The organism is Caballeronia sp. INML2, assembly GCF_023631365.1.
In the GTDB taxonomy this organism is placed as follows: domain Bacteria; phylum Pseudomonadota; class Gammaproteobacteria; order Burkholderiales; family Burkholderiaceae; genus Caballeronia; species Caballeronia turbans.
This window is the reverse complement of record NZ_JALQDH010000032.1, coordinates 49,602-72,198: the sequence shown is the minus strand read 5'-3', so window position 1 is coordinate 72,198 and position 22,597 is coordinate 49,602. Positions and strand designations below refer to the sequence as shown.

Sequence of the window (22,597 nt, the reverse complement as noted above, 5' to 3'; positions counted from 1 at the left end):
AAGAACATGAGCAATCAGGTGAATCAAATCGATCCCAAAGCCTTCGGCAAAGTCGCGGTATTGCTCGGTGGAAATTCCGCCGAGCGCGAGGTGTCGCTCAATTCCGGGCGCCTCGTGCTCGAAGGTCTGCGCGACGCGGGCATCGATGCGCATCCGTTCGATCCGGCCCGTCGTCCGCTTTCGGAACTGAAGGCCGACGGTTTCGTGCGCGCGTTCATCGCGCTGCACGGCGGCTATGGCGAGAACGGCCAATTGCAAGGCGCGCTGGATTTCTACGGCATCCGTTACACGGGCAGCGGCGTGCTCGGCTCGGCGCTCGGTATGGACAAGCTGCGCACGAAGCTCGTGTGGCAGCAGACCGGCATTCCGACGCCGCCGTTCGAAACCGTCTTTCGCGGCGAAGACTACGAGGCGCGCGCGCAGGACATCGTCGCGAAGCTCGGCTTGCCGCTCTTCGTGAAGCCGGCCAGCGAGGGCTCGAGTGTCGCGGTCATCAAGGTGAAGAGCGCGGAAGCGCTCGTGCCGGCGCTCGCTGAAGCTGCGAACTTCGACAAGATCGTGATCGTCGAGAAGAGCATCGAGGGCGGCGGCGAGTTCACGTGCTGCATCGCGGGCGATCTCGATTTGCCGGTCATCAAGATCGTGCCGGCGGGCGAGTTCTACGACTATCACGCGAAGTACGTCGCCGACGACACGCAGTATCTGATTCCTTGCGGCCTGACCGAAGCCGAAGAAGCACGCATGAAGCAGCTGACCAAGCGCGCGTTCGAGATTCTCGGCTGCACCGACTGGGGCCGCGCCGACTTCATGCTCGACTCGGACGGCAACCCGTATTTCCTCGAAGTGAACACGGCGCCCGGCATGACCGATCACTCGCTGCCGCCGAAGGCCGCGCGCGCGGTCGGCATCAGCTACAAGGATCTCGTCGTGAAGGTGCTGTCGCTCACGCTGAAGAATTAGGTCGATCACTCACAGGATACGAACAAGCGAAACCATGTGGAACAACGTTCGCCAACTCAACCTCGCCGCCAACGCGCTGCACGTCGTGCTCGTGCTGCTGCTTCTGGGCGCCGCGGGTTACTGGGCGATCCAGCGTCCCGAGTTTCGCCTGCGCGAGATTCAGATCGACGGAGACACGACCCACGTCAGTTCGCCGGTCGTGCGCGCGAGCGTGGTCGGTCATCTGAAGGGCAACTTCTTCACCGTCGATCTGGATGCGGCGCGCGCCGCCTTCGAGCAGGTGCCGTGGGTGCGCCACGCGAGCGTGCGGCGCGTGTGGCCGAACGCGCTCGCAGTGACGCTGGAGGAATACAAGCCGCTCGGCACATGGGGCAACGATCAACTCGTGAGCGTCGACGGCGATCTCTTCACGGCGAACCAGGGCGAACTCGACGACGACCTGCCGTCGTTCGACGGTCCGGAGGGCACGGCGAAGGAAGTGGTTGCGCGGTATCGCGATTTTCAGAAGTGGTTCGCGCCGCTGGATGCGAAGCCCGAGGAAGTGACGCTGTCGCCGCGCTTTGCGTGGACGGTCAAGCTCTCGAACGGCACGCAGATCGAACTCGGCCGCGAGCGCAACCAGGACACGCTGAACGACCGTTGCAAGCGATTCGTCGCGTCGTGGACGTCCGTTACCGGACGATGGGGGAAAGACATCGAATATGCGGATTTGCGGTACCCGAACGGCTTCGCCATACGAGCCGCGAACATGCGCTTCATCAACGACACCGATAAGGCCAAGAAGTAAGCAGACATCACAGGCATGAGCACGCTATGAGCAAAGACTACAAAGACCTGCTGGTTTCCCTCGACATCGGAACGTCGAAGGTGGTCGCGATCGTCGCCGAACTGAAGGGCGAAGGCCACTACGAGGTGATCGGACTCGGTCAGAGCGACTCGAAGGGGCTGAAGAAGGGCGTCGTGGTCAATATCGAGGCCACGGTGCAATCCATCCAGCGCGCGCTGGAAGAGGCCGAACTAATGGCCGATTGCAAGATCACGAACGTATTCACCGGGATCGCGGGCAGCCACATTCGCAGCTTCAATTCCAGCGGCATGGTTGCGATCAAGGACAAGGAAGTCACGCAGGCGGACGTCGCGCGCGTGATCGAGACGGCCAAGGCAATCAACATCCCGACCGATCAGCAGGTGCTGCATATCCTGACCCAGGAATTCATCATCGACGGCCAGGAAGACGTGCGCGAGCCGATTGGCATGAGCGGCATCCGCCTCGAAGTGAAGGTGCACATCGTGACGGGCGCGGTGAGCGCCGCGCAGAACATCGTGAAGTGCGTGCGCCGCTGCGGGCTCGAAGTGAACGACCTGATTCTGCAACCGCTGGCGTCGTCGCTTGCCGTGCTGACCGAGGACGAGAAGGAACTCGGCGTCGTGCTGGTCGATATCGGCGGAGGCACGACCGACATCGCCATCTTCAGCGAAGGCGCGATCCGTCATACGGCGGTGATTCCGATCGCAGGCGACCAGATCACGAGCGACGTGGCCATGGCGCTGCGCACGCCGACGCCCGACGCCGAAGATATCAAGGTGAGCTACGGCATCGCGAAACAGGCGCTTGCCGATCCGGACGAAATGATCGAAGTGCCGGGCCTCGGCGAGCGCGGTCCGCGCACGCTGTCGCGTCAGGCGCTGGCGGCGGTCGTGGAGCCGCGTGTCGAGGAGCTCTTCTCGCTGGTGCAGCAGGTCGTGCGCGAGTCGGGCTACGAAGAGCTGCTGTCGAGCGGCGTCGTGCTGACCGGCGGCGCGGCGATGATGCCCGGGATGGTCGAGCTCGGCGAAGACATCTTTTTGAAGCCGGTGCGCATCGGCGTGCCGGAATACGCGGGCGGTCTCGCCGACGTGGTGCGCAATCCGCGCTACTCGACCGCGATGGGCCTGCTCGCCGAAGGACGCTCGCAACGTATGCGCGGCCGCAAGGTCGCGGTGCAAAACGGTTCGATGGGACAAGTGTTCTCGCGGATGAAGGACTGGTTCCTCGGGAACTTTTAAGCAAAACGCAGTTAAGAACTACGCGCTGGTACCGGCGGCTGGCGCGCGACGAAAGGTTGCCCGATCTCTCGTCGAATAACGCCGATCTTCATTCTTGACGGAGGCAACATGGATTTCGAAATGCTGGAAACGGAAACCAACGGAACGATCATCAAGGTCGTGGGCGTTGGTGGTGCTGGCGGCAACGCGGTACAGCACATGATCAACCGGGGTGTGCAGGGCGTCGACTTCATCGTGATGAACACCGACGCACAAGCGCTCGCGCGTTCCCGCGCGCCGGCGGTTCTGCAACTGGGCATGACCGGTCTCGGCGCGGGCGCGAAACCGGAGAAGGGCAAGGAAGCGGCGGAAGACGCGCGTGAGCGCATCGCCGACGCACTGCGCGGCGCGCACATGGTGTTCATCACCGCCGGCATGGGCGGCGGCACGGGCACGGGCGCGGCGCCGGTCGTCGCGCAGATCGCGAAGGAAATGGGCATTCTGACTGTCGGCGTGGTGAGCAAGCCGTTCGAGTTCGAAGGCGGCCGCCGCATGCGCGTGGCGGAAGCCGGCTCGCAGCAACTGGAGGATCACGTCGACTCGCTGATCGTCGTGCTCAACGACAAGCTGTTCGAGGTGATGGGCGATGACGCCGAGATGGACAAGTGCTTCCAGTGCGCGGACGACGTGCTGAACAACGCAGTGGCCGGTATCGCGGAAATCATCAACGTCGATGGTCTCGTGAACGTCGACTTCGAAGATGTGAAGACGGTGATGGGCGAGCAGGGCAAAGCGATGATGGGCACGGCGACGGTTGCCGGCGTCGATCGCGCGCGTCTCGCCGCCGAGCAGGCTGTCGCAAGCCCGCTGCTGGAAGGTGTGGATCTGTCGGGTGCGCGTGGCGTGCTGGTGAACATCACGTCGAGCCGCTCGCTGCGTCTGTCGGAAACGCGCGAAGTGATGAACACCATCAAGAGCTACGCAGCCGATGACGCCACGGTGATCTTCGGCGCCGTGTACGACGACGCGATGGGCGATGCACTGCGTGTGACGGTGGTGGCAACCGGTTTGGGCCGCGCGGCGAAGAAGCAGCAGCAAGCGCCGATGACCCTCCTGCGCACGGGCACCGATAACCAGCCGGTCGCGCACGGTCATCAGCCTTCGCACAACACGTACGGCGCGCAGCACGGCCAGTCGACGACGGATTACGGTCAACTCGACACCCCCGCCGTGTGGCGTTCGACGCGCGAAACCGCGGCATCGCACGTGCAGGCTCTGCAGGAAAAGGGCGTCGATACGTATGACATTCCGGCGTTCCTGCGCAAGCAGGCGGACTGAGCGGCGCACGTTATTTGCTGCTGAGTCAGCTATGGCCATGCAGCGCACCGCGTGCACGCGCTGAACATATCGTGCGGATGATGCAGGCTTCGCGTGGGGCGACTGTCCAAGGCCGCGTCCTGGATGCAAAATGGACGCCGGGCCGTGGCCAGCCGACCCCCACGAATTTGCCCCTGACGTCGAGGAAGCAAATCGAAGCCGAAGTTGCCGCAACGACGTTCGGCAAGGTCGCGGGATGATGCAATCGCGAGGATGTTCGCGAGCCCTGATGAGGGAAGGACCGAGCATGATCAAAGTGGGTGATACGTTGCCCGATGTGCGTCTCTTCGAGTTCATCGAGGAGGCGACCGAGGGCTGTGCCGTGGGACCGAATGCGTTCCCGGTGCGCGAGCGGTGCGCCGGCAAGCGCGTGGTGATCTTCGGGTTGCCGGGCGCGTTTACGCCGACATGCTCCGCGAGACACGTGCCCGGCTACGTCGAAGCAGCAGCGGATCTGTCCGCTGCGGGAATCGACGAAATCTGGTGCGTTTCCGTCAACGACGCGTTCGTCATGAGCGCGTGGGGACGCGATCTTCAAGCCTCGGGCAAGGTGAAGATGATTGCGGACGGCAGTGCGCGTTTCACTCAGGCACTCGGACTGGATCAGGATTTGACCGAGCGTGGCATGGGAATTCGTTCCCAGCGCTACGCGATGGTGGTCGACGATGGCGTGGTCAAGACGCTGTCAGTCGAAGCGCCCGGCAAGTTCGAAGTCAGCGACGCTCGAAGCATCCTGGCGACGTTGCGCTGAGTGCAGCGGCGCCGCGTTGCCAGCGCGCAACGCTAAACGCGCCCTCGCACTGAGCTGCAGCTTGGGGCCGATGACCGGAAATGCCTCCATTCCGGGCATCGGCCCGTTCTACTTCATAATTGGCCGCCGCGACGTAACACTGGGAAACAGTTGATACCTCCTGGATCAGGACGGCGCGAGACGAATGGAGTATAATTCGACCTATTAGAATTTAACGCACGATTGATTCTCTTTATAGGGAACTTAAATCGGAAAGAACATCATGTTGAAGCAGCGAACAATCAAGACCGTCGTCAAAACCGTGGGGATCGGGCTCCATTCCGGTCGCAAGGTCAATCTGACTCTGCGCCCCGCACCGATTGGCACGGGCATCGTTTTTTCGCGCATCGACCTGCCCGAGCCGGTCGACATCCCCGCGTCCGCAATGGCAATCGGCGATACCCGTCTCGCATCCGTTTTGCAGAAGGATGGCGCGCGCGTGTCAACCATCGAGCACTTGATGTCGGCGTGTGCGGGTCTCGGCATCGACAACCTGTATGTCGATGTGACCGCTGAGGAAATCCCGATCATGGACGGCAGCGCGGCTTCGTTCGTGTTTCTCATCCAGTCCGCGGGTATCGAAGAGCAGAACGCGCCGAAGCAGTTCATCAAGGTGACGAAGCCCGTCGAAGTGCGCGACGGCGACAAGTTCGCCCGTCTCGAACCGTATTTCGGCTTCAAGTTGAGCTTCACCATCGACTTCCGCCATCCGGCCGTCGATAAAACCGGACAAGCGCTCGAAGTGGACTTCGCGACGACTTCCTACGTGCGCGAAATCGCCCGCGCACGCACGTTCGGCTTCGCGCACGAAGTCGAGATGATGCGTGAACTGGGACTCGCACGCGGCGGCAGCATGGACAACGCAATCGTGCTGGACGAATACCGCATCCTGAACAATGACGGCCTGCGCTACGACGACGAATTCGTGAAGCACAAGATGCTCGACGCGATCGGCGACCTGTACGTGGTCGGCCATCCGTTGCTGGCGTCGTACAAGGCGTACAAGGGCGGCCACGCGATGAACAACATGCTGCTGCGCGAGTTGCTCGCGAACGAAGACGCTTATGAAGTCGTTACGTTCGAGGATACGCAGAAGGCGCCGCGCGGTTTCGGATTCGATACGCAGACGGCATTTGCCTGATTTAAAGCATTGATTCAGTGGTCAGAGATGAGCGGCAGCGAAAGCACCGCTCATTTTTTTTGCGTGCGCCCCTGATGACGTGAAGCCATCCGCGCGAGCGCTTCCTGCAGCGGCGACGGCTCCAGCGTCTCGGCCAGTTCCTGCAACGCCGAAGCGCCTGCCGGCGACATCCGGGCCTGCTTCGGCGGCGCGGGTTCTTTCATCGATTGAGGACGCACTCGAATCTTCAGCGCGTTGACGGCCCAGCCGCGCTGCTGAAGATCCGAGAGCAGACGCGGTTCCAGATGCCGCAGACGCGCGGCGAGCGCGTTATGCGCAGCGAAGAGCGCGAGCACGCCCTCTTTGATGAATCCCGGCTCCACGTTCGACGCCAGATAATCCGGCAAGAGCGCGCTCAAATCGCGCTGCAGCGCCGCCACTTGCTCGACACCCGCACGCAGCGCGCGAAACGCATCGGTGCGATCGAGCACGTCTGCGACGGCTTGCGGCCTGCGTGGATCGAAACGCGACCTTGAATTTGTAGAAAAGCGGCTCATTTTTTTAGGTGGACGCCCGACGGGACGGTTCGATTGTACGCGACGCAAGTTATTGTTCCCGGTCGACAGCCTTTTCCGGCGTTGCTTGCCGGAAAGCTTTCAACCCGTTGACTGTCGCGCCCCGCCGACGCGCGCGCGGGTACGCCGACGCAAGGTCTGCCAAGCTCGCGTGCTAAAATTCCCGATTCGAATTTCACCCTATGGACTTAAGTCGCCGAGGTTCTCCGAGCCCGGACGCAGCTTGCACATGCGCCCGTCCGAAGCCGCGACGCAGACACTGATCCGATGACGACCGGTTTCCTTCAGAAGATTTTTGGCAGCCGCAATCAGCGGCTGGTCAAGCACTATCAAAAGACCGTTGCGGCGATCAATGCCCTTGAGCCGACCGTCGAGAAGTACTCGGACGACCAGCTGCGCGCCAAGACCGACGAGTTCCGCCAGCGTGTCGCGGGCGGCGAATCGCTCGACGTGATCCTGCCCGAGGCGTTCGCCGTCTGCCGCGAAGCGAGCAAGCGCGTGCTGAAGATGCGCCACTTCGACGTACAGCTCATCGGCGGCATGGTCCTGCACTACGGCAAGATCGCCGAAATGCGCACCGGCGAGGGCAAGACGCTCGTCGCGACGCTCGCCGCGTATCTGAACGCGCTGTCGGGCCGCGGCGTGCACGTCGTCACGGTGAACGATTACCTCGCACAGCGCGACGCCGAATGGATGGCGCGTCTCTACAACTTCCTCGGGCTCTCGTGCGGCGTGAACCTGTCGCAGATGGAGCATTCGCAGAAACAGGAAGCGTACGCGGCGGACATCACCTACGGCACGAACAACGAGTTCGGCTTCGACTATCTGCGCGACAACATGGTCTACGAGACCACCGCGCGCGTGCAGCGGCCGCTCAATTTCGCGATCGTCGACGAAGTGGACTCGATCCTCATCGACGAAGCGCGTACGCCGCTCATCATCTCCGGCCAGGCGGAAGACCACACCGATCTCTACGTGCGCATGAACGCGCTGCCGCCGCTGCTCGAGCAACAGATCGGCGAGGAAAAGGCAGACGGCACGGGCGTCGAGAAGCCGGGCGACTATACGCTCGATGAAAAGGCGCGCCAGGTGTTCCTGACGGAATCGGGCCACGAAAAGGCCGAGCGTCTGCTCGCCGAGTGGGGCCTGATCGGCGAAGGCGAGAGCCTCTATGCGCCGCAGAACATCACGCTGATGCACCACATCTATGCCGCGTTGCGCGCGCATACGCTCTTCCTGCGCGATCAGCACTACGTCGTGCAGAACGGCGAAGTCGTGATCGTCGACGAATTCACGGGCCGCATGATGACGGGCCGCCGCTGGTCGGACGGTCTGCACCAGGCCGTCGAAGCGAAGGAACACGTCCAGATTCAGGCCGAGAACCAGACGCTTGCGTCCATCACGCTGCAGAACTACTTCCGCATGTACGCGAAGCTGTCCGGCATGACCGGCACCGCGGATACGGAAGCGTACGAATTCAACGAGATCTACGGCCTCGAAACGGTCGTGATTCCGACCAACCGTCCGCCGAAGCGCGTCGACAAGCAGGATCAGATCTACAAGACGTCGAAGGAACGCTATGACGCGGTCATTCGCGACATCCGCGATTGCGTCGAACGCGGTCAGCCGACGCTCGTCGGCACGACGTCGATCGAAGCGTCCGAACTGCTGTCCGGCCTGCTCACTCAGGCGGGCGTGAAGCACGAGGTGCTCAACGCGAAGCAGCACGCGCGCGAAGCCGCGATCGTCGCGGAAGCGGGCCGTCCGGGCGTCGTCACGATTGCGACGAACATGGCCGGTCGCGGGACGGACATCGTGCTCGGCGGCAACGTCGAGAAGCAGGCGTCGTTCATCGAAGCGGATCTGTCGATCCCCGAGAACGAGAAAGCCACGCGCATCCAGAAGTTGCACGACGAATGGCAGACGCTCCACGATCACGTGAAGGCCGCGGGCGGCCTGCATATCATCGGCACGGAGCGTCACGAGTCGCGCCGTATCGACAACCAGTTGCGCGGCCGCGCGGGCCGTCAGGGCGATCCGGGTTCGTCGCGCTTCTATTTGTCGCTGGATGATCCGCTCCTGCGCATTTTCGCGGGCGACCGCGTGCGCGCGATCATGGATCGCCTGAAGATGCCGGAAGGCGAGCCGATCGAAGCGGGCATGGTCACGCGCTCGATCGAAGGCGCGCAGCGCAAGGTCGAAGCGCGTAACTTCGATATCCGCAAGCAACTGCTCGAATATGACGACGTCGCCAACGATCAGCGCAAGGTGATCTACCAGCAGCGCAACGAACTGCTCGAAGCGAACGACGTCCAGGAAACCATCGCCGCGATGCGTCAGAGCGTGATCGGCGACGTCGTGCGCACCTTCGTGCCGGCCGGCAGCATCGAGGAGCAGTGGGAAGCGCCGGAACTGGAAGAAGTGCTGCGCAACGACTGGTCCCTCGACCTCGCCGTGCAGGAGATGATCAACGAGTCGAACTCGATCGACGCCGAAGAGATCTGCGAAGCCGTGCTCGCCGCCGCCGACGAAGCGTACGAAGCGAAGGTCGCGCTCGTGGGCCGCGAGTCGTTCAGCGCGTTCGAACGCTCGATCATGCTGCAGACGCTCGACAGCCGCTGGCGCGAGCACCTCGCCGCGCTCGATCACCTGCGTCAGGGCATCCATCTGCGCGGCTATGCGCAGAAGAATCCGAAGCAGGAATACAAGCGCGAGGCGTTCGAGCTCTTCGCCGCGATGCTCGATGCGGTCAAGCAGGAAGTCACGCGCGTCGTGATGAACGTGCAGATCCAGTCGCCGGAACAACTCGAGGAAGCCGCCGAACAGTACGAAGAGAAGGGCAGCCATCTCGAGAACGTGTCGTTCACGCACGCGGACTTCAACGCGCCGGCCGCGGAACCGACGCCCGCCACAGCCGCGGCGAGCGCGACCGCGCAGATGGTTAGCCAGGCAATGGCCGCCGGCGACGACATCAGCGTCGTGACGCGCCCGTCGGACGACGTGCCGAAGGTCGGCCGCAACGATCCGTGCCCATGCGGAAGCGGCAAGAAGTACAAAAACTGTCACGGCAAGCTGGCTTGATCGGCTGCTGACCAGACTCAAGCGACGCAGCGATGCGTCGTTTGTCTTTGCAGGTCCAATATTTCACGGCGCCGTCCCGCTCAGCGGAGCGGCGTCAGTCTTTCAAAGCGTGCCGGTCAGCCAACCGGCACTCGCCACCTTCAGCGAGACGCGAACATGGCCGTCAACTTCCCCTCGATCGATCCCGCAGCGCTTCATCCCGTCGCCGGCGTCACGCTCGGCTGGGCCGAGGCGAATATCCGCAAGCCCAATCGCAAGGATGTGCTCGTCATTCGCGTCGATGAAGGCGCGAGCGTCGCGGGCGTGTTCACGCAGAATCGATTCTGCGCCGCGCCCGTCACCGTGTGCCGCGAGCATCTGGCAGCCGTGGCGAAGAGCGGCAAGAGCATTCGCGCGCTCATCGTGAACACCGGCAACGCGAACGCCGGCACGGGCGAGCCGGGCATGGCGCACGCACGCGAGACGTGTGCGGAACTCGCGCGGCTTGCGGGCCTCGATGCGCAACAGATCCTGCCGTTCTCGACGGGCGTGATTCTCGAGCCGCTGCCGGTCGATCGTCTGAAAGCCGGCCTGCCCGCCGCGCTCGCGAATCAGAAGGCCTCGCACTGGTTCGACGCCGCGCAAGCCATCATGACGACGGACACGCTGCCGAAGGCATCGTCGCGTCAGGTGACGATCGACGGTCACGTCGTCACGCTGTCGGGTATCAGCAAGGGCGCGGGCATGATCAAGCCGAACATGGCGACAATGCTCGGCTTCCTCGCGTTCGATGCCAACGTGGCGCAGCCCGTGCTGGATCAACTGGTCAAGCACGTTGCGGATCGCTCGTTCAACTGCATCACCATCGACGGCGATACATCGACCAACGATTCGTTCATCCTGATCGCATCGGGCAAGTCGAGCCTGCCCGCGATCACGTCGACGGACTCGCCCGCCTACGCCGCACTGCGCGACGCGGTGACCGAAGTGGCGCAGGAACTCGCGCAACTCATCGTGCGCGACGGCGAAGGCGCGACGAAGTTCATGACGATCACGGTGGAAGGCGGCAAGGACGCGGCGGAATGCCGTCAGATCGCGTACGCGATCGGCCATTCGCCGCTCGTGAAGACCGCGTTTTACGCCTCCGATCCGAACCTCGGCCGCATTCTCGCGGCGATCGGGTATGCGGGCGTGACGGATCTCGACGTCGGCAAGATTGATCTTTATCTCGATGACGTTCTCGTTGCGAAGTCGGGCGGGCGCAATCCCGAGTACAAGGAAGAAGACGGCCAGCGTGTGATGAAGAAGAGCGAAATCGCGATTCGTGTGCTGCTCGGACGCGGCACTGCGAACGCAACGATCTGGACCTGCGACCTCTCGCACGACTACGTCAGCATCAACGCCGACTATCGCTCGTAAAAGCGACGCGCATCGATACGAACATGGACAAGCTCGAACAATTTCTCACGCGCGCCGAGGCGGTGCTGGCGCGCATCGAAGGCATGTTGCCGCCGGCGGCGCCCGATATCGATTGGGAATCCGCGGTGGCGTTTCGCTGGCGCAAGCGTCAGGGGCGTGGTTTCCTGCAACCCGTGCCGGCGATCTCGCAAATCTCGCTCGACGACCTGCAGAACATCGATCGTCAAAAAGGCCTGATCCAACAGAACACGCAGCAGTTCGTGAACAAGTTGCCCGCGAACAATGTTTTGCTGACGGGCGCGCGCGGCACGGGCAAGTCGTCACTGATCAAGGCGTGTCTGAACGCTTATTCGAAGGACGGTCTGCGTCTCATCGAAGTCGACAAGGACGATCTGCACGATCTCGGCGATATCGTCGATCTGATCTCGACGCGGCCCGAGCGCTTCCTCGTGTTCTGCGACGACCTTTCCTTCGAGGAAGGCGAGTCGGGCTACAAGGCGCTGAAGGTCGCGCTCGACGGTTCCGTCGCGGCGCAATCGGACAACGTGCTGATCTACGCGACGTCGAATCGCCGTCATTTGTTGCCGGAATACATGAGCGACAACGAGACGTACAAGCACACGTCCGATGGCGAGATTCACCCCGGCGAAGTGGTCGAGGAAAAGATCTCGCTGTCCGAACGCTTCGGGCTGTGGGTCAGCTTCTATCCTTTCAAGCAGGACGACTATCTGTCGATCGTCGCGCATTGGCTTAAGCACTTCGGCTGCCATGAAGCTGAAGTCGAAAGCGCTCGCGGCGACGCTCTCGTGTGGGCGCTGGAACGCGGGTCGCGGTCGGGGCGCGTCGCGTGGCAATTCGCGCGCGACTGGTCGGGACGCAAGCAATGACCGATTCGAAGAGCGACATCGCGCCCGATGGCCGCAAGGTAACGGAAGTGGCCGTCGGCGTGATGGTGCAGCACGACGGGCGTTATCTGCTCGCGCAGCGGCCCGCTGGCAAGCCGTACGAAGGCTACTGGGAGTTTCCCGGCGGCAAGCTCGAGCCGGGCGAGAGCATCGAGACGGCACTTGGGCGCGAATTGCACGAGGAACTCGGCATCGACGTCACCGCATGTCAGCTTTGGCGCACGCTCGAGCACGATTACCCGCACGCGTACGTGCGTCTTTTTTTCTGCAAGGTGACGGACTGGAAGGGCACGCCGCTCGGACGTGAAGGCCAGGCGATTGCCTGGCAAACGCTTCCTGTCGATGTCGCTCCGCTTCTGCCTGCGGCTATTCCGATCCTCGAATGGCTCGAAGAGGAAGAGCGCGAATAAGCGCGAGCGAAGGTCAGTTCAGGCCGCCGCGCGTATCGTCGTCCGGCGGCGTTTCCTGTGAATTACCCGAAATTTTGTACTTCTCGGCCGCCCACGCGCCCAGATCGATCTGCTTGCAGCGCTCGGAGCAGAATGGGCGAAAGCGGTTTTCCGGAACCCAGCGGACATCCTTGCCGCAGGTCGGGCATTTGACGACAGTGGTCATGACGGTAAGACGTGGCGAATCGCGCCGGCTTTGTTCGACATCTGATCCATATAGGGCCGGCTGATTCTATTCAAAGGCTGCAAAGCGTCAGATGGAAGGGGACGTCCACGTCCACGGCGCGCGGCTTCAGATCGCCGTCCTGCACCGTGAAGCGGACCCACAGCATGTACTTGTTCGCGCTCGCTTCGGGAATCACGCGAGTGTCCGGCGAAACGCGCACTTGCATCAGTTGATAGGTGCGGCCGGACAACATCTGCTGATAGCTGCCCTGCATCGCCATGACTTTCGACGCCTGACCCGATTCACGCGCGAGCCGCAACACGATGGCCGCCGCGTCGCGTAACGCGAGCATCGGCATGACCCACTTCGCGATGTCCTGACGCCGTTCTTCGACGGGCAACTGCTGCCACGCGTAATACGACGGCAGATCGAACTTGCATGTTCCGCCCGGAATGATCGTGCGGCTGCGGATGCTCGCGAGCCATTCGTTGTCGGCGAGATGCTGACCGGTCTTGCCATGCATGTCGGTGAGGCCGCCGAGCGTTTGCTCGATTTCGCCGAGCACCGCTTCGAGCGCTTCCTGTTCGATTCCAGGATTGCCACGGAACGGCGCGAGCGTCTGACGCTGCCGCTCCAGTTCCTTCATGAGGTCGGCCTTGAGATCCGTGCGGCCAGCGACTTCGGCGATCTCAAAGAGTGTCGTGAGCGCGACGTGATGTTCTCGCGCGTCTTCCTGAGTCAGAAAGAACGTGAAGCGCTCGAACAGGTCTTCGAGGCGCAGCAGCGTCCGGATTCGCTCGTTGAAGGGATACTCGTAAAGGATCAAGCGCGCTCGCCTCGGCGTGGGTCGGTTGCTTCCATGAGCGGAAGTGAGCACATTCTAATGCCGCATCCTCACCCTAGCAAATCGGGGCATATTCGCTCGCGAAAGTGCTTGTTTTGGCGCAAATTCGGGAACTTTTCGACGATTTGGCTAACTCAGGCGATCGGCTCACCTTATCCGGATGACAGCGACAAATAACGCGCGTGCAGCGCGTCGACTTGCTGCGCCAGTGCGTCGTGCGTGGCCGTTTCGTCGTTGATGACGATATCGTCCGCTGCGGCGAGTCGCGCTTCGCGAGACGCCTGCTTCGCGATGATCGCGAGTACCTGTTCTCGCGTGAAGCCATTGCGCCGCATGACGCGGGCGATCTGCGTCTCGACCGGACAATCCACGACGAGCACACGTGACACGCGTGCAGCCCATTCGCCCGACTCGACCAGCAGCGGCACGACCACGATGTGATACGCACCTTGCGCCGCAAGTCTCTGTCGCTCGGTTTCAGCGCGAATCAACGGATGCACGATATGTTCGAGCCGCGCTTTCGCAGTGTCGTCGGCGAAAACGAGCCCGCGCATCTTCGCGCGATCGAGCGAGCCGTCTTCGGCGATGAAATTGTCGCCGAATTCGCTCGCGATGAGCGGCATCGCGACGCCGCCCGGCGCGGTGATCTGGTGCGCGATCAGATCCGTATCGATAAGCGGTACGCCGCGCGCCGCGAAGAGATCGGCGACGGTGCTCTTGCCGCTGCCGATGCCGCCGGTAAGACCAATGCTGAACATCCGTTGCTCCCTTCGATCATCCCAACAATGAATAGAGCGGTGTGCCGACGAAGAGCGTGATGACTCCGCCCGCCGCGAGAAACGGCCCGAACGGCAAGGGCTCCTCGAAACGCATGCGCTTGCGCCACGTCGCAACGATGCCGACCGCCGCGCCCGCTACGGCAGCGATCAGGACCACTTGCGCGAGTGCGGACCAGCCGAGCCACGCGCCGATCGCGGCGAGCAGTTTGAAGTCGCCGTAGCCCATGCCTTCCACGCCGCGCACGAGCTTGAAGAGCCAGTACACGCACCACAGAAAAAGATAACCGACGATCGCGCCCGTTACGGCGTCGTGAAGCGTCGCGAATCCGCCTTCGCCGAAATTGACGATGAGTCCCGCCCACAGCAGGGGAAGCGTCAGCACATCGGGAAGATAGCGCGTGTCGTAATCGATGAGGCCGGCCGTCAGCAAGGTCGCACACAGTCCGAACGCGGCCAGAGCCGGCCACGCGGGGCCGTAGGCGTAGAGCGAGAGCGCCGCGAGCGCGCCGCTTGCGAGTTCGATCAGCGGATAACGCGGGCTCACGCGCGCGCCGCACGCCGAGCAGCGCCCGCGCAATGCGAGATAGCTGATGACGGGAATGTTTTCCCACGCGCGCAGCACATGCTTGCAATGCGGGCATGCACTGCGCGGCACCGCGAGATTGAAGCGTTCGGGGTGCGAATCGGCGGCGGCGCGTTTGCCGGATTCGGGAGCTTCAGGAATCGTCGCGTCGACTTCGGCGCGCCATGCGCGCTCGAGCATGACCGGCAGGCGATGCACGACGACGGTGAGAAAACTGCCGATCACGAGACCGAACACGACAGCGAACCCGTACTGCATGGCGACGGGGAGCGCGGCGAACGCCGCCAGATAGCGGCTTGCGAAATGCGCGGCGGACGGATCGAACGAAGGCTGCATGATGGACGAACGGTTGCTTTGGCCCGCGATGCTACACCACGTTGCCGAGCTGAATGATAGGAAGATACATCGCGATGACGAGTCCACCCACGAGCGCGCCCAGCAGCGCGATGACGATCGGCTCGCACAGGCTCGCGAACGCGCCGATGCGCTCGTCCACCTGACGGTCCGCCAGCGTGGCGAGATCGAGGAGCATCGCGTCGAGCGAGCCCGATTCTTCGGCGACCGCGATCGGCTGCACGACATCTTGCGGAAAGCAGCCGGCGGCGCCCATGGCGACCGCGAGGCGCTCGCCATTGCGCAGGCGCGCGGCGATGTTGACCGTGGCGGCGTCGAATACGCGATTGCCCGTGGCGTGCGTGAGCGAGTCGAAAGCATCCGACAGCGGCGTGCCCGCCGAGAGCAGCGTCCCGAGCGCGCGGCTCCATCGGGCGACTGCAAGGGAGCGCAGCAACCTGCCTGCGAGCGGCAGGCGCAGCGCCGCGCGATCGACGGTTTCGCGCGCATCCGGCGAACGCTTCATCCAGCGCGACACCACAACCGCCGCGCATACGCACGCGAGGACGAACGGCACGCCAGCATGCGCGACGCCGTCCGACAGTGCGAGCACGAAACGCGTCGGCGCGGGCAGCGCGGCGCCGAAGCCGTCGAAGATCGTCTTGAATGTCGGCACGACGCCGACCAGCAAACCTGCGGTGATCGCGAGCGAAAGCAGCAGCACCATGACCGGATAGGTGAGGGCGGCGCGCAGTCTGGCGCGTTGCGATGCGGCGCGCTCGCGATCGTCGGCAAGCCGGGCGAGCACGGACGGCAGCGCGCCTGCCACTTCGCCAACCGACACCAACTGGCAGTACAGCGGGCCGAACGCCGCGGGATGCGCGGCGAGTGCAGCTGAGAACGGCACGCCACGCGTGATGTCGCGAGTCAATGCGCGCACGATGCGCGGCAGTCCGCCGCCCGTCGCACTGCCGGCCAGCAATTCGAGCGCCCCAGCGAGCGGCAGGCCTGCGCGCAGCAGGCCGGCGAGCTGCCGTGTGAAAACGGTCACCTCCGTCGTCTTCGCTTTGGGCGGCGGCGCGGCACCGAGCATGTCGAGTCCGGTGACGATCACGCCTTCCCGACGCAGCGAGCTGCGGGCCGAGAGCGCGTCGGCGGCAATGATCTTTCCCTGCTTTGGCCGGCCTTCGCTATCCATGCCACGCCAGGCGAAACGCAATTCGGGCGCGTGACTCATTATTCGGTCTCCGTCGCTTCGGCTGGTTCGGCGACGCTCGTCGCGCCTTCGCGGACGCGGGCGAAGGCTGCGTCGCGTAGCGAGGGCATGCCTTGCGCCTGCGCCGCGCGCGCGATTGCATGTGTTGCCGCGCGTGAGACGATCAGTTCCCGTAGTTCATCCGATACTGGCATCACCTGATGCACGCCCACCCGCCCGCGATAACCGATGCCATGACACGCCGGACAGCCGCGCGCTTCGAACGGATGAAATCCGTCCGTGAGGGGCAGCGCCGATGGCGTGCGGCAGGATTCGCACAGCTTGCGCACGAGCCGTTGCGCGGTGACGAGCCTGAGCGCGGACGCGAGGTTGTAGGGCGCCACGCCGATATCGATGAGCCGCGCGATCGCGGCCGGTGCATCGTTGGTATGCAGGGTCGAGAGCACGAGGTGTCCCGTCTGCGCGGCCTTCACCGCGACATCCGCGGTTTCTGCGTCGCGAATTTCGCCGACCATGATCACGTCCGGATCCTGACGCATGAACGCGCGCAGCGCCACGGCGAAGGTCAGCCCCGCCTATTCGCGCACGCTCACCTGATTGATGCCCGCGAGCTGGATCTCGACGGGATCTTCGACGGAGCACACGTTGCGCGCTTCGGCGTTGAGCATTTGAAGGAAGCAGTAGAGCGAGAGGGTCTTGCCGCTGCCGGTCGGGCCGGTCACGAGGATGAGACCGTGCGGAGCGCGAATCGCCGATTCGACCGTGCCGCTTTGCGCATCATCGAGGCCGAGCGCGGCGAGCGACAGATCGGGCGGCAGCGCGTCGAGGCGCCGCAGCACGAGCTTCTCGCCGAAGAGTGTCGGCAGCGAGTTGACGCGATAGTCGCCGATCCGCCCGCCCGGAAGAGTCAGACGCAGCCGACCGTCCTGCGGCATGCGCCGCTCGGCGATGTCCATGCGCGCCAGCACCTTGATGCGCGTGACAAACGCGTCGCGCAGGTGCGGCGGCGGACGCTTCAACACATGCAGCGCACCATCGACGCGCAGCCTGATGCGCCAGTCGTGCTCCGATGGCTCGACATGGATGTCGGATGCGCCGCGCTCGGCGGCCTCGCGCAGGGTCTCGGTGAGCAGCGAGACGGCGGGCGTTTCGTGATCGGATGCGCTATCGCGGGCCGCCTCGGACGTGCGGGCCTGGCGCGCGAACGTGTCGAAAGCGTCGCGGGAAGGGGAAGTCATGGGCGTCGGGACGTCGGAGTCGAGATGGTCCGATCATCCCGCCCGGCATCGCCCCCGCCCAGTCGTCCGAATGGCTAACGCAGCGCGCGTTTCTCGGGCCCGAGCGGACGGAAAATCTTGACGGTGCGGATCGCCTGATCGTCGCTGCGCATGACTTCGAAGGTCACACCCGCGATGCGCACCGACACGTCGCCGTCCGGGATGTCTTCGAGCGTTTCGAGGATTAGGCCGTTGAGCGTCTTCGGGCCGTCCGTCGGCAGCGTCAGATGCAGCCAGCGGTTCAGTTCGCGCAGCGGCATGCTGCCCGCGACGATGCATTCGCCATTCTCGTCCCAGCCGCCGCGCGAGCCGGTGCCGCGCGGGATCGTCGTCGTGAACTCGCCGATCAGCTCCTCGATGATGTCCTCGGGCGTTAAGAGCCCCTGCAATTCACCGTATTCGTCGACCACGATCGCGATACGGTGACCGCTTTCCTGGAAGAACTGCAGTTGCTGGAACACCGGAGTGCCCGCCGGCACGAAGTAAGGCTCGGTGAGCAGCTCGCGCAGCGTTTCGCGTTCGAGCTCCTGGTTATGCAGCGCGGAGAGCGTCTTGCGTACATGCAGGATGCCGAGCACCCGGTCGATATCGCCCTGGAAGACGACCAGCTTGTTGTGATAGCACGTCTCGAGCTGATGCAGGATCTGTTCGAAGGGCGCGTCGAAGTCGAGCGCTTCGATGCGCCGGCGCGGGATCATCACGTCGTCAACGGTGATGTTCTCCAGATCGAACAGATTGAGCAGGATGCTGCGGTGCTTGGTCGGCATGAAGCTGCCGGTTTCGAGCACGATGGTGCGCAGTTCTTCCGGCGAAATCCGCTGATCGCGCTTGTTTTTCGTGTTGATGTGGAGCGCGGCGAGAATCGCATTGGCGAACAGGTTGACGAACCAGATCAGCGGCCGCGCGATGCGCATGAGCGGCGCGAGCACGAGGCTTGCGGGAAGCGCGACTTTCTCGGGATACGTCGCGCCGACGATCTTCGGCGCGATTTCCGCGAACACGATGATCAGGAACGCGATGACGCCCGTCGTGATCGACAGGACGAGGTTGTTATGACCGAAGGTGCGCAGCGCGATCGATGTCGTGAGCACGGGGATGATCGTGTTGATCAGGTTGTTCCCGATCAGGATCACGGAGAGAAGCTGGTCAGTCTTGGCGAGCAGCCCTTGCGTCGTGCGGGCGCGTAGCGACCCCTGGCTCGCCAGATATTTCAGGCGATGGCGATTGAGCGCCATCATCGACGTTTCGGAAATCGAGAAGAAGCCGGAAAGGAAGAGAAGCAGAAAGATGGCGCAAATTTGCGCCCATAAGGGAAGGTTGTCCACGCGGTGATCGAGTAGGGGCGGAGATGGGAGGCAATATAGCAGACGGGGCAGGAAAGCCAGCCCTGGCCGTTTGGCAAGCGTACGCGGTTTTCTTTGCCGGAAATAAAAAACCCGCATGGCGAACCATGCGGGTTTTTGCAATTCTGGTCGGGGTGAGAGGATTCGAACCTCCGGCCTCTACGTCCCGAACGTAGCGCTCTACCAGGCTAAGCTACACCCCGAATTCGACCAACTTGGACTCTTACGCCGTCTCAGTCTCGTTTAAGACTGTCTCGACGTCGAGTAAGAACATAATTCTAGCAGGCTCTCTTTGTAGATGGAAGAGGGAAATGAAGAAATCGCTTTCGCCGCTGCTTCTGCTTCCTTGCGCGCGCATTCGAGCGTGTGATCGAGTGCGCCGGACGTGGTGATCGCGTCGAAGATCGTCTCGAAACGATCCGTGCCGCCTTGCTCGATCGCTTCGCGCGCGAGCGCCGCCTGCTCCGGCGTGCCGTGTTCCATGAGATAGATGAGCGGCAACGTAGGCTTGCCTTCGCGCAGGTCGTCGCCGGCGTTCTTGCCCATCGATTCCGGCGTGCCCGTGTAATCGAGCCAGTCGTCCATGATCTGGAACGCGGTGCCGATGCGCCGGCCGTACTCCGCCGCCGCCGCTTCGGTGCGCGCATCCGCGCCCGAGAGCACCGCGCCGAGTTGCGCGGCCGCTTCGAACAGCTTCGCCGTCTTGTAGCGAATCACTTGCATGTAGCGCGCTTCGTCCACGTCCGGGTCGTGCATGTTGAGCAGCTGCAGGACTTCTCCCTCGGAAATGATGTTGGTCGCGACGGAGAGAATTTCCATCACGCGCATCTTGCCGACGCTCACCATCATTTCGAACGAGCGCGAGTACAGGAAGTCACCGACCAGCACGCTCGCCGCGTTGCCGAACAGCGCATTGGCAGTCTTGCGGCCGCGCCGCAGATCGGATTCGTCGACGACGTCGTCGTGCAGCAGCGTTGCCGTATGGATGAACTCCACCACGGCGGCCAGTTCGTGGCGATGCCCGGTCGTGTCGCCCAGCGCGCCGGAGACGAGGAGCAACAGCGCCGGACGCAGCCGCTTGCCGCCCGCCCCGATGATGTACTCCGAGATCTGGTTGATCAGCATCACTTCTGATGCCAGGCGCTGCCGGATGACGCGATTGACGTGCTGCATGTCCTCGGCGATCGGGGCGAGCAGCGCGGCGGCGTTGGGGAAGGAAGTGGCGGTGGACGACATGATCGGCAGTAAAGGTAATCCGGCGGATTATAAGGCGAATCCGACAGACGACGGGACTTGGCTGCGTCGATTCGCGCGACGTCGGCGAAATTCAGACATGATTCGCTCCATTTTCGCCGAGGTTGGGGGCCGGATCGCGTGCCGTGCCGCGCGCGCGGGAGACGTCACGACACTTTGACGTCGAGCGTAACCCTATGTATAATCGCGTGTTTTCCCCGCGTGGTGCGTGGAAAAAGAATTTTGAGTGAGGTTCTCAATGTACGCGGTCATAAAAACCGGCGGCAAGCAGTACAAGGTTGCCGTTGGCGAAAAATTGAAAGTAGAACAGATACCGGCAGACATTGACGCTGAAATCACGCTCGACCAGGTTCTCGCAGTAGGCGAAGGCGAATCGATTAAGTTCGGTACGCCGCTGGTGGGTGGGGCTTCCGTCAAGGCTACCGTCGTGTCGCAAGGTCGTCACAAGAAAGTGACCATCTTCAAGATGCGTCGCCGGAAGCACTATCAAAAGCACGCTGGCCACCGCCAGAACTACACCGAACTGCGCATCGACGCGATCAACGCCTAAGGCGCGATCGTTCCGCACAGATATCGGTTAAGGAGCTAATGAAATGGCACACAAAAAAGCAGGCGGGTCTTCCCGCAACGGCCGCGACTCAGAGTCGAAACGCCTCGGCGTGAAGGTGTACGGCGGCCAGGCAATCAACGCGGGCGGCATCATCGTTCGCCAGCGCGGCACGCGCATGCATCCGGGTGAGAATGTCGGCATCGGCAAGGATCACACCCTGTTTGCGCTGGCTGACGGTCACGTCAAGTTCGTGACCAAGGGCGCCGCGAAGAAGCACACGGTCGTCGTCGTCCCGGCAGCGTAAATTTTACGCACGGGCTTCAGGACCGAAAAAAGGCCCCGCGAAGTTCGCGGGGCCTTTTTCATTTGATGCGTACAAACGGCGCATTGGATGAATTCAAGGATATCGGTGACCGGCAACGTCAGGTCACGGCAAAATAGCTGCAAGTACACGGGACGGAGCAACGCATGAAGTTCATTGACGAAGCGAGGATCGAAGTCATCGCCGGCGACGGAGGAGATGGCAGCGCGTCGATGCGCCGCGAAAAGTTCGTCCCGTTCGGCGGGCCGGACGGCGGCGACGGCGGCCGCGGCGGCAGCGTCTACGCAGTCGCCGATCGCAATATCAATACGCTGATCGACTATCGGTTTTCCAAGAAGCATCAGGCGCGCAACGGCGAAAACGGCCGCGGCTCGGATTGCTACGGCAAGGGCGGCGACGACATCACGCTGCGCATGCCGGTCGGCACCATCATTTCGGATCAGGAAACAGGCGAGATCATCGCCGATCTGACCGAGCATAACCAGCAAGTGTTGATCGCGCAGGGCGGTGCGGGCGGACTCGGCAACCTGCATTTCAAGTCGAGCACCAACCGCGCGCCGCGTCAGAAGACCGACGGCAAGCCGGGCGAGCGCCGCATGCTCAAGCTCGAGCTGAAGGTGCTGGCTGACGTGGGTCTGCTCGGCATGCCGAACGCGGGGAAATCGACGTTCATTTCGTCGGTGTCGAACGCGCGGCCGAAGATCGCGGATTATCCGTTCACGACGCTCGCGCCGAATCTCGGCGTGGTGCGCGTCGGGCCGAGCAAGAGCTTCGTGATCGCCGACATTCCCGGCCTGATCGAAGGCGCGGCGGAAGGCGCGGGGCTCGGGCATCGCTTCCTGCGTCACCTGCAGCGCACCGGCGTGCTGCTGCATCTCGTCGACATGGCCCCGTTCGATGAAAACGTGGATCCCGTCGCCGAAGCGAAGGCCATCGTCAACGAACTGCGCAAGTACGACGAGTCGCTCTACGAGAAACCGCGCTGGCTCGTGCTGAACAAGCTCGACATGGTGCCCGAGGACGAGCGCGAAGCGCGCATTGCCGATTTCGTCGGCCGCTTCGAGTGGGACGGCCCGGTTTTCGAAATTTCGGCGCTGACGGGCCAGGGCTGCGAGGCGCTCACCTACGCCATCTACGACTACATTTCGCAGCATTCGGACGCGTCGCGCGCGGCGGAAGCGGAAGATCTCGCCGCCGACGTGCGCTTTCGCGACGACGCAGCGAAGGATTAAACGCTACCACGAGGAGAA

At 63.0% G+C, this 22,597-nt stretch carries 21 protein-coding genes, 1 tRNA gene and 1 pseudogene; 13 read left to right on the top strand and 10 right to left on the bottom strand.

Annotation, left to right across the window (positions count from 1 at the left end; all coding sequences use genetic code 11):
• The first annotated feature begins 18 nt into the window (after positions 1–18).
• The 6 genes from NCT32_RS11940 (at position 19) to lpxC (ending at position 6,293) form a co-directional block, all read left to right on the top strand.
• A complete protein-coding gene (locus NCT32_RS11940) occupies positions 19–960 on the top strand; it encodes a D-alanine--D-alanine ligase (protein WP_250490354.1) in 942 nt (313 codons plus the stop codon).
• A gap of 34 nt (positions 961–994) precedes the next feature.
• Positions 995–1,747 carry a cell division protein FtsQ/DivIB gene (locus NCT32_RS11935; RefSeq protein ID WP_061121484.1) on the top strand — a complete coding sequence of 251 codons (753 nt, stop codon included), beginning with the start codon at positions 995–997 and terminating at the stop codon, positions 1,745–1,747.
• Positions 1,748–1,773: 26 nt separating this feature from the next.
• Positions 1,774–3,006 (top strand): cell division protein FtsA, encoded by a 1,233-nt coding sequence (gene ftsA, locus NCT32_RS11930; protein WP_008342980.1) that lies wholly within the window; start codon positions 1,774–1,776, stop codon positions 3,004–3,006.
• Positions 3,007–3,114: 108 nt separating this feature from the next.
• On the top strand, positions 3,115–4,323 hold the full coding sequence (ftsZ, locus tag NCT32_RS11925; RefSeq protein ID WP_061121485.1) for a cell division protein FtsZ: 1,209 nt from the start codon (positions 3,115–3,117) through the stop codon (positions 4,321–4,323).
• Positions 4,324–4,609: 286 nt separating this feature from the next.
• On the top strand, positions 4,610–5,113 hold the full coding sequence (locus NCT32_RS11920) for a peroxiredoxin (protein ID WP_250490347.1): 504 nt from the start codon (positions 4,610–4,612) through the stop codon (positions 5,111–5,113).
• Between the two features lie 262 nt (positions 5,114–5,375).
• Entirely contained in the window at positions 5,376–6,293 is a 918-nt protein-coding gene (lpxC, locus tag NCT32_RS11915; RefSeq protein ID WP_250477104.1) for a UDP-3-O-acyl-N-acetylglucosamine deacetylase, read from the top strand.
• 50 nt (positions 6,294–6,343) lie between these two features.
• Here lpxC and NCT32_RS11910 read toward each other — a convergent pair whose 3' ends face one another.
• On the bottom strand, positions 6,344–6,829 hold the full coding sequence (locus NCT32_RS11910) for a DUF721 domain-containing protein (RefSeq protein WP_250490346.1): 486 nt from the start codon (positions 6,827–6,829) through the stop codon (positions 6,344–6,346).
• Between the two features lie 285 nt (positions 6,830–7,114).
• Here NCT32_RS11910 and secA point away from each other — a divergent pair, with 285 nt between their 5' ends.
• The 4 genes from secA to NCT32_RS11885 all read left to right on the top strand — a co-directional run bounded on the left by secA (position 7,115) and on the right by NCT32_RS11885 (position 12,641).
• Positions 7,115–9,928 carry a preprotein translocase subunit SecA gene (gene secA / locus NCT32_RS11905; protein WP_061121489.1) on the top strand — a complete coding sequence of 938 codons (2,814 nt, stop codon included), beginning with the start codon at positions 7,115–7,117 and terminating at the stop codon, positions 9,926–9,928.
• A gap of 156 nt (positions 9,929–10,084) precedes the next feature.
• The gene (argJ, locus tag NCT32_RS11895) at positions 10,085–11,326 is read left to right on the top strand and encodes a bifunctional glutamate N-acetyltransferase/amino-acid acetyltransferase ArgJ (RefSeq protein WP_250490345.1); all 1,242 of its coding nucleotides are present in this window, start codon (positions 10,085–10,087) and stop codon (positions 11,324–11,326) included.
• 23 nt (positions 11,327–11,349) lie between these two features.
• Positions 11,350–12,213 carry an ATP-binding protein gene (locus NCT32_RS11890; protein ID WP_061121491.1) on the top strand — a complete coding sequence of 288 codons (864 nt, stop codon included), beginning with the start codon at positions 11,350–11,352 and terminating at the stop codon, positions 12,211–12,213.
• On the top strand, positions 12,210–12,641 hold the full coding sequence (locus tag NCT32_RS11885; RefSeq protein WP_250477102.1) for an NUDIX domain-containing protein: 432 nt from the start codon (positions 12,210–12,212) through the stop codon (positions 12,639–12,641). The genes NCT32_RS11890 and NCT32_RS11885 overlap by 4 nt, the downstream gene beginning before the upstream one ends.
• 13 nt (positions 12,642–12,654) lie before the next feature.
• On the opposite strand, the gene yacG is transcribed toward NCT32_RS11885, so the two are convergent.
• The 9 genes and pseudogenes from yacG to NCT32_RS11840 form a co-directional block, all read right to left on the bottom strand.
• Complete coding sequence (gene yacG, locus NCT32_RS11880) at positions 12,655–12,846, bottom strand: DNA gyrase inhibitor YacG (RefSeq protein WP_061121493.1); 192 nt, start codon at positions 12,844–12,846, stop codon at positions 12,655–12,657.
• A 70-nt stretch (positions 12,847–12,916) separates the two neighbouring features.
• On the bottom strand, positions 12,917–13,672 hold the full coding sequence (zapD, locus tag NCT32_RS11875; RefSeq protein WP_035510226.1) for a cell division protein ZapD: 756 nt from the start codon (positions 13,670–13,672) through the stop codon (positions 12,917–12,919).
• Between the two features lie 170 nt (positions 13,673–13,842).
• On the bottom strand, positions 13,843–14,448 hold the full coding sequence (coaE, locus tag NCT32_RS11870; RefSeq protein ID WP_250477101.1) for a dephospho-CoA kinase: 606 nt from the start codon (positions 14,446–14,448) through the stop codon (positions 13,843–13,845).
• Positions 14,449–14,464: 16 nt separating this feature from the next.
• A complete protein-coding gene (locus NCT32_RS11865) occupies positions 14,465–15,388 on the bottom strand; it encodes an A24 family peptidase (RefSeq protein ID WP_250477100.1) in 924 nt (307 codons plus the stop codon).
• A 31-nt stretch (positions 15,389–15,419) separates the two neighbouring features.
• On the bottom strand, positions 15,420–16,622 hold the full coding sequence (locus tag NCT32_RS11860; protein ID WP_250490344.1) for a type II secretion system F family protein: 1,203 nt from the start codon (positions 16,620–16,622) through the stop codon (positions 15,420–15,422).
• Positions 16,622–17,839, bottom strand: a pseudogene (locus NCT32_RS11855) (GspE/PulE family protein). Before NCT32_RS11855 ends, NCT32_RS11860 begins: the two are co-directional and overlap by 1 nt.
• Positions 17,840–17,913: 74 nt before the next feature.
• Positions 17,914–19,203, bottom strand: coding sequence for an HlyC/CorC family transporter (locus NCT32_RS11850; protein WP_250490343.1), 1,290 nt, complete (start codon positions 19,201–19,203; stop codon positions 17,914–17,916).
• Between the two features lie 144 nt (positions 19,204–19,347).
• Positions 19,348–19,424, bottom strand: a tRNA-Pro gene (locus NCT32_RS11845).
• A 40-nt stretch (positions 19,425–19,464) separates the two neighbouring features.
• Positions 19,465–20,457 carry a polyprenyl synthetase family protein gene (locus NCT32_RS11840; RefSeq protein ID WP_250477098.1) on the bottom strand — a complete coding sequence of 331 codons (993 nt, stop codon included), beginning with the start codon at positions 20,455–20,457 and terminating at the stop codon, positions 19,465–19,467.
• A 256-nt stretch (positions 20,458–20,713) separates the two neighbouring features.
• On the opposite strand from NCT32_RS11840, the gene rplU reads away from it, so the two are divergent.
• The 3 genes from rplU to cgtA all read left to right on the top strand — a co-directional run bounded on the left by rplU (position 20,714) and on the right by cgtA (position 22,579).
• Positions 20,714–21,025, top strand: a complete 312-nt coding sequence (gene rplU, locus NCT32_RS11835; protein WP_035511298.1) for a 50S ribosomal protein L21 — start codon at positions 20,714–20,716, stop codon at positions 21,023–21,025.
• A gap of 43 nt (positions 21,026–21,068) precedes the next feature.
• Complete coding sequence (gene rpmA, locus NCT32_RS11830) at positions 21,069–21,329, top strand: 50S ribosomal protein L27 (protein ID WP_008342952.1); 261 nt, start codon at positions 21,069–21,071, stop codon at positions 21,327–21,329.
• Positions 21,330–21,493: 164 nt separating this feature from the next.
• Entirely contained in the window at positions 21,494–22,579 is a 1,086-nt protein-coding gene (gene cgtA, locus NCT32_RS11825) for an Obg family GTPase CgtA (RefSeq protein WP_061121500.1), read from the top strand.
• Positions 22,580–22,597 lie beyond the last annotated feature (18 nt).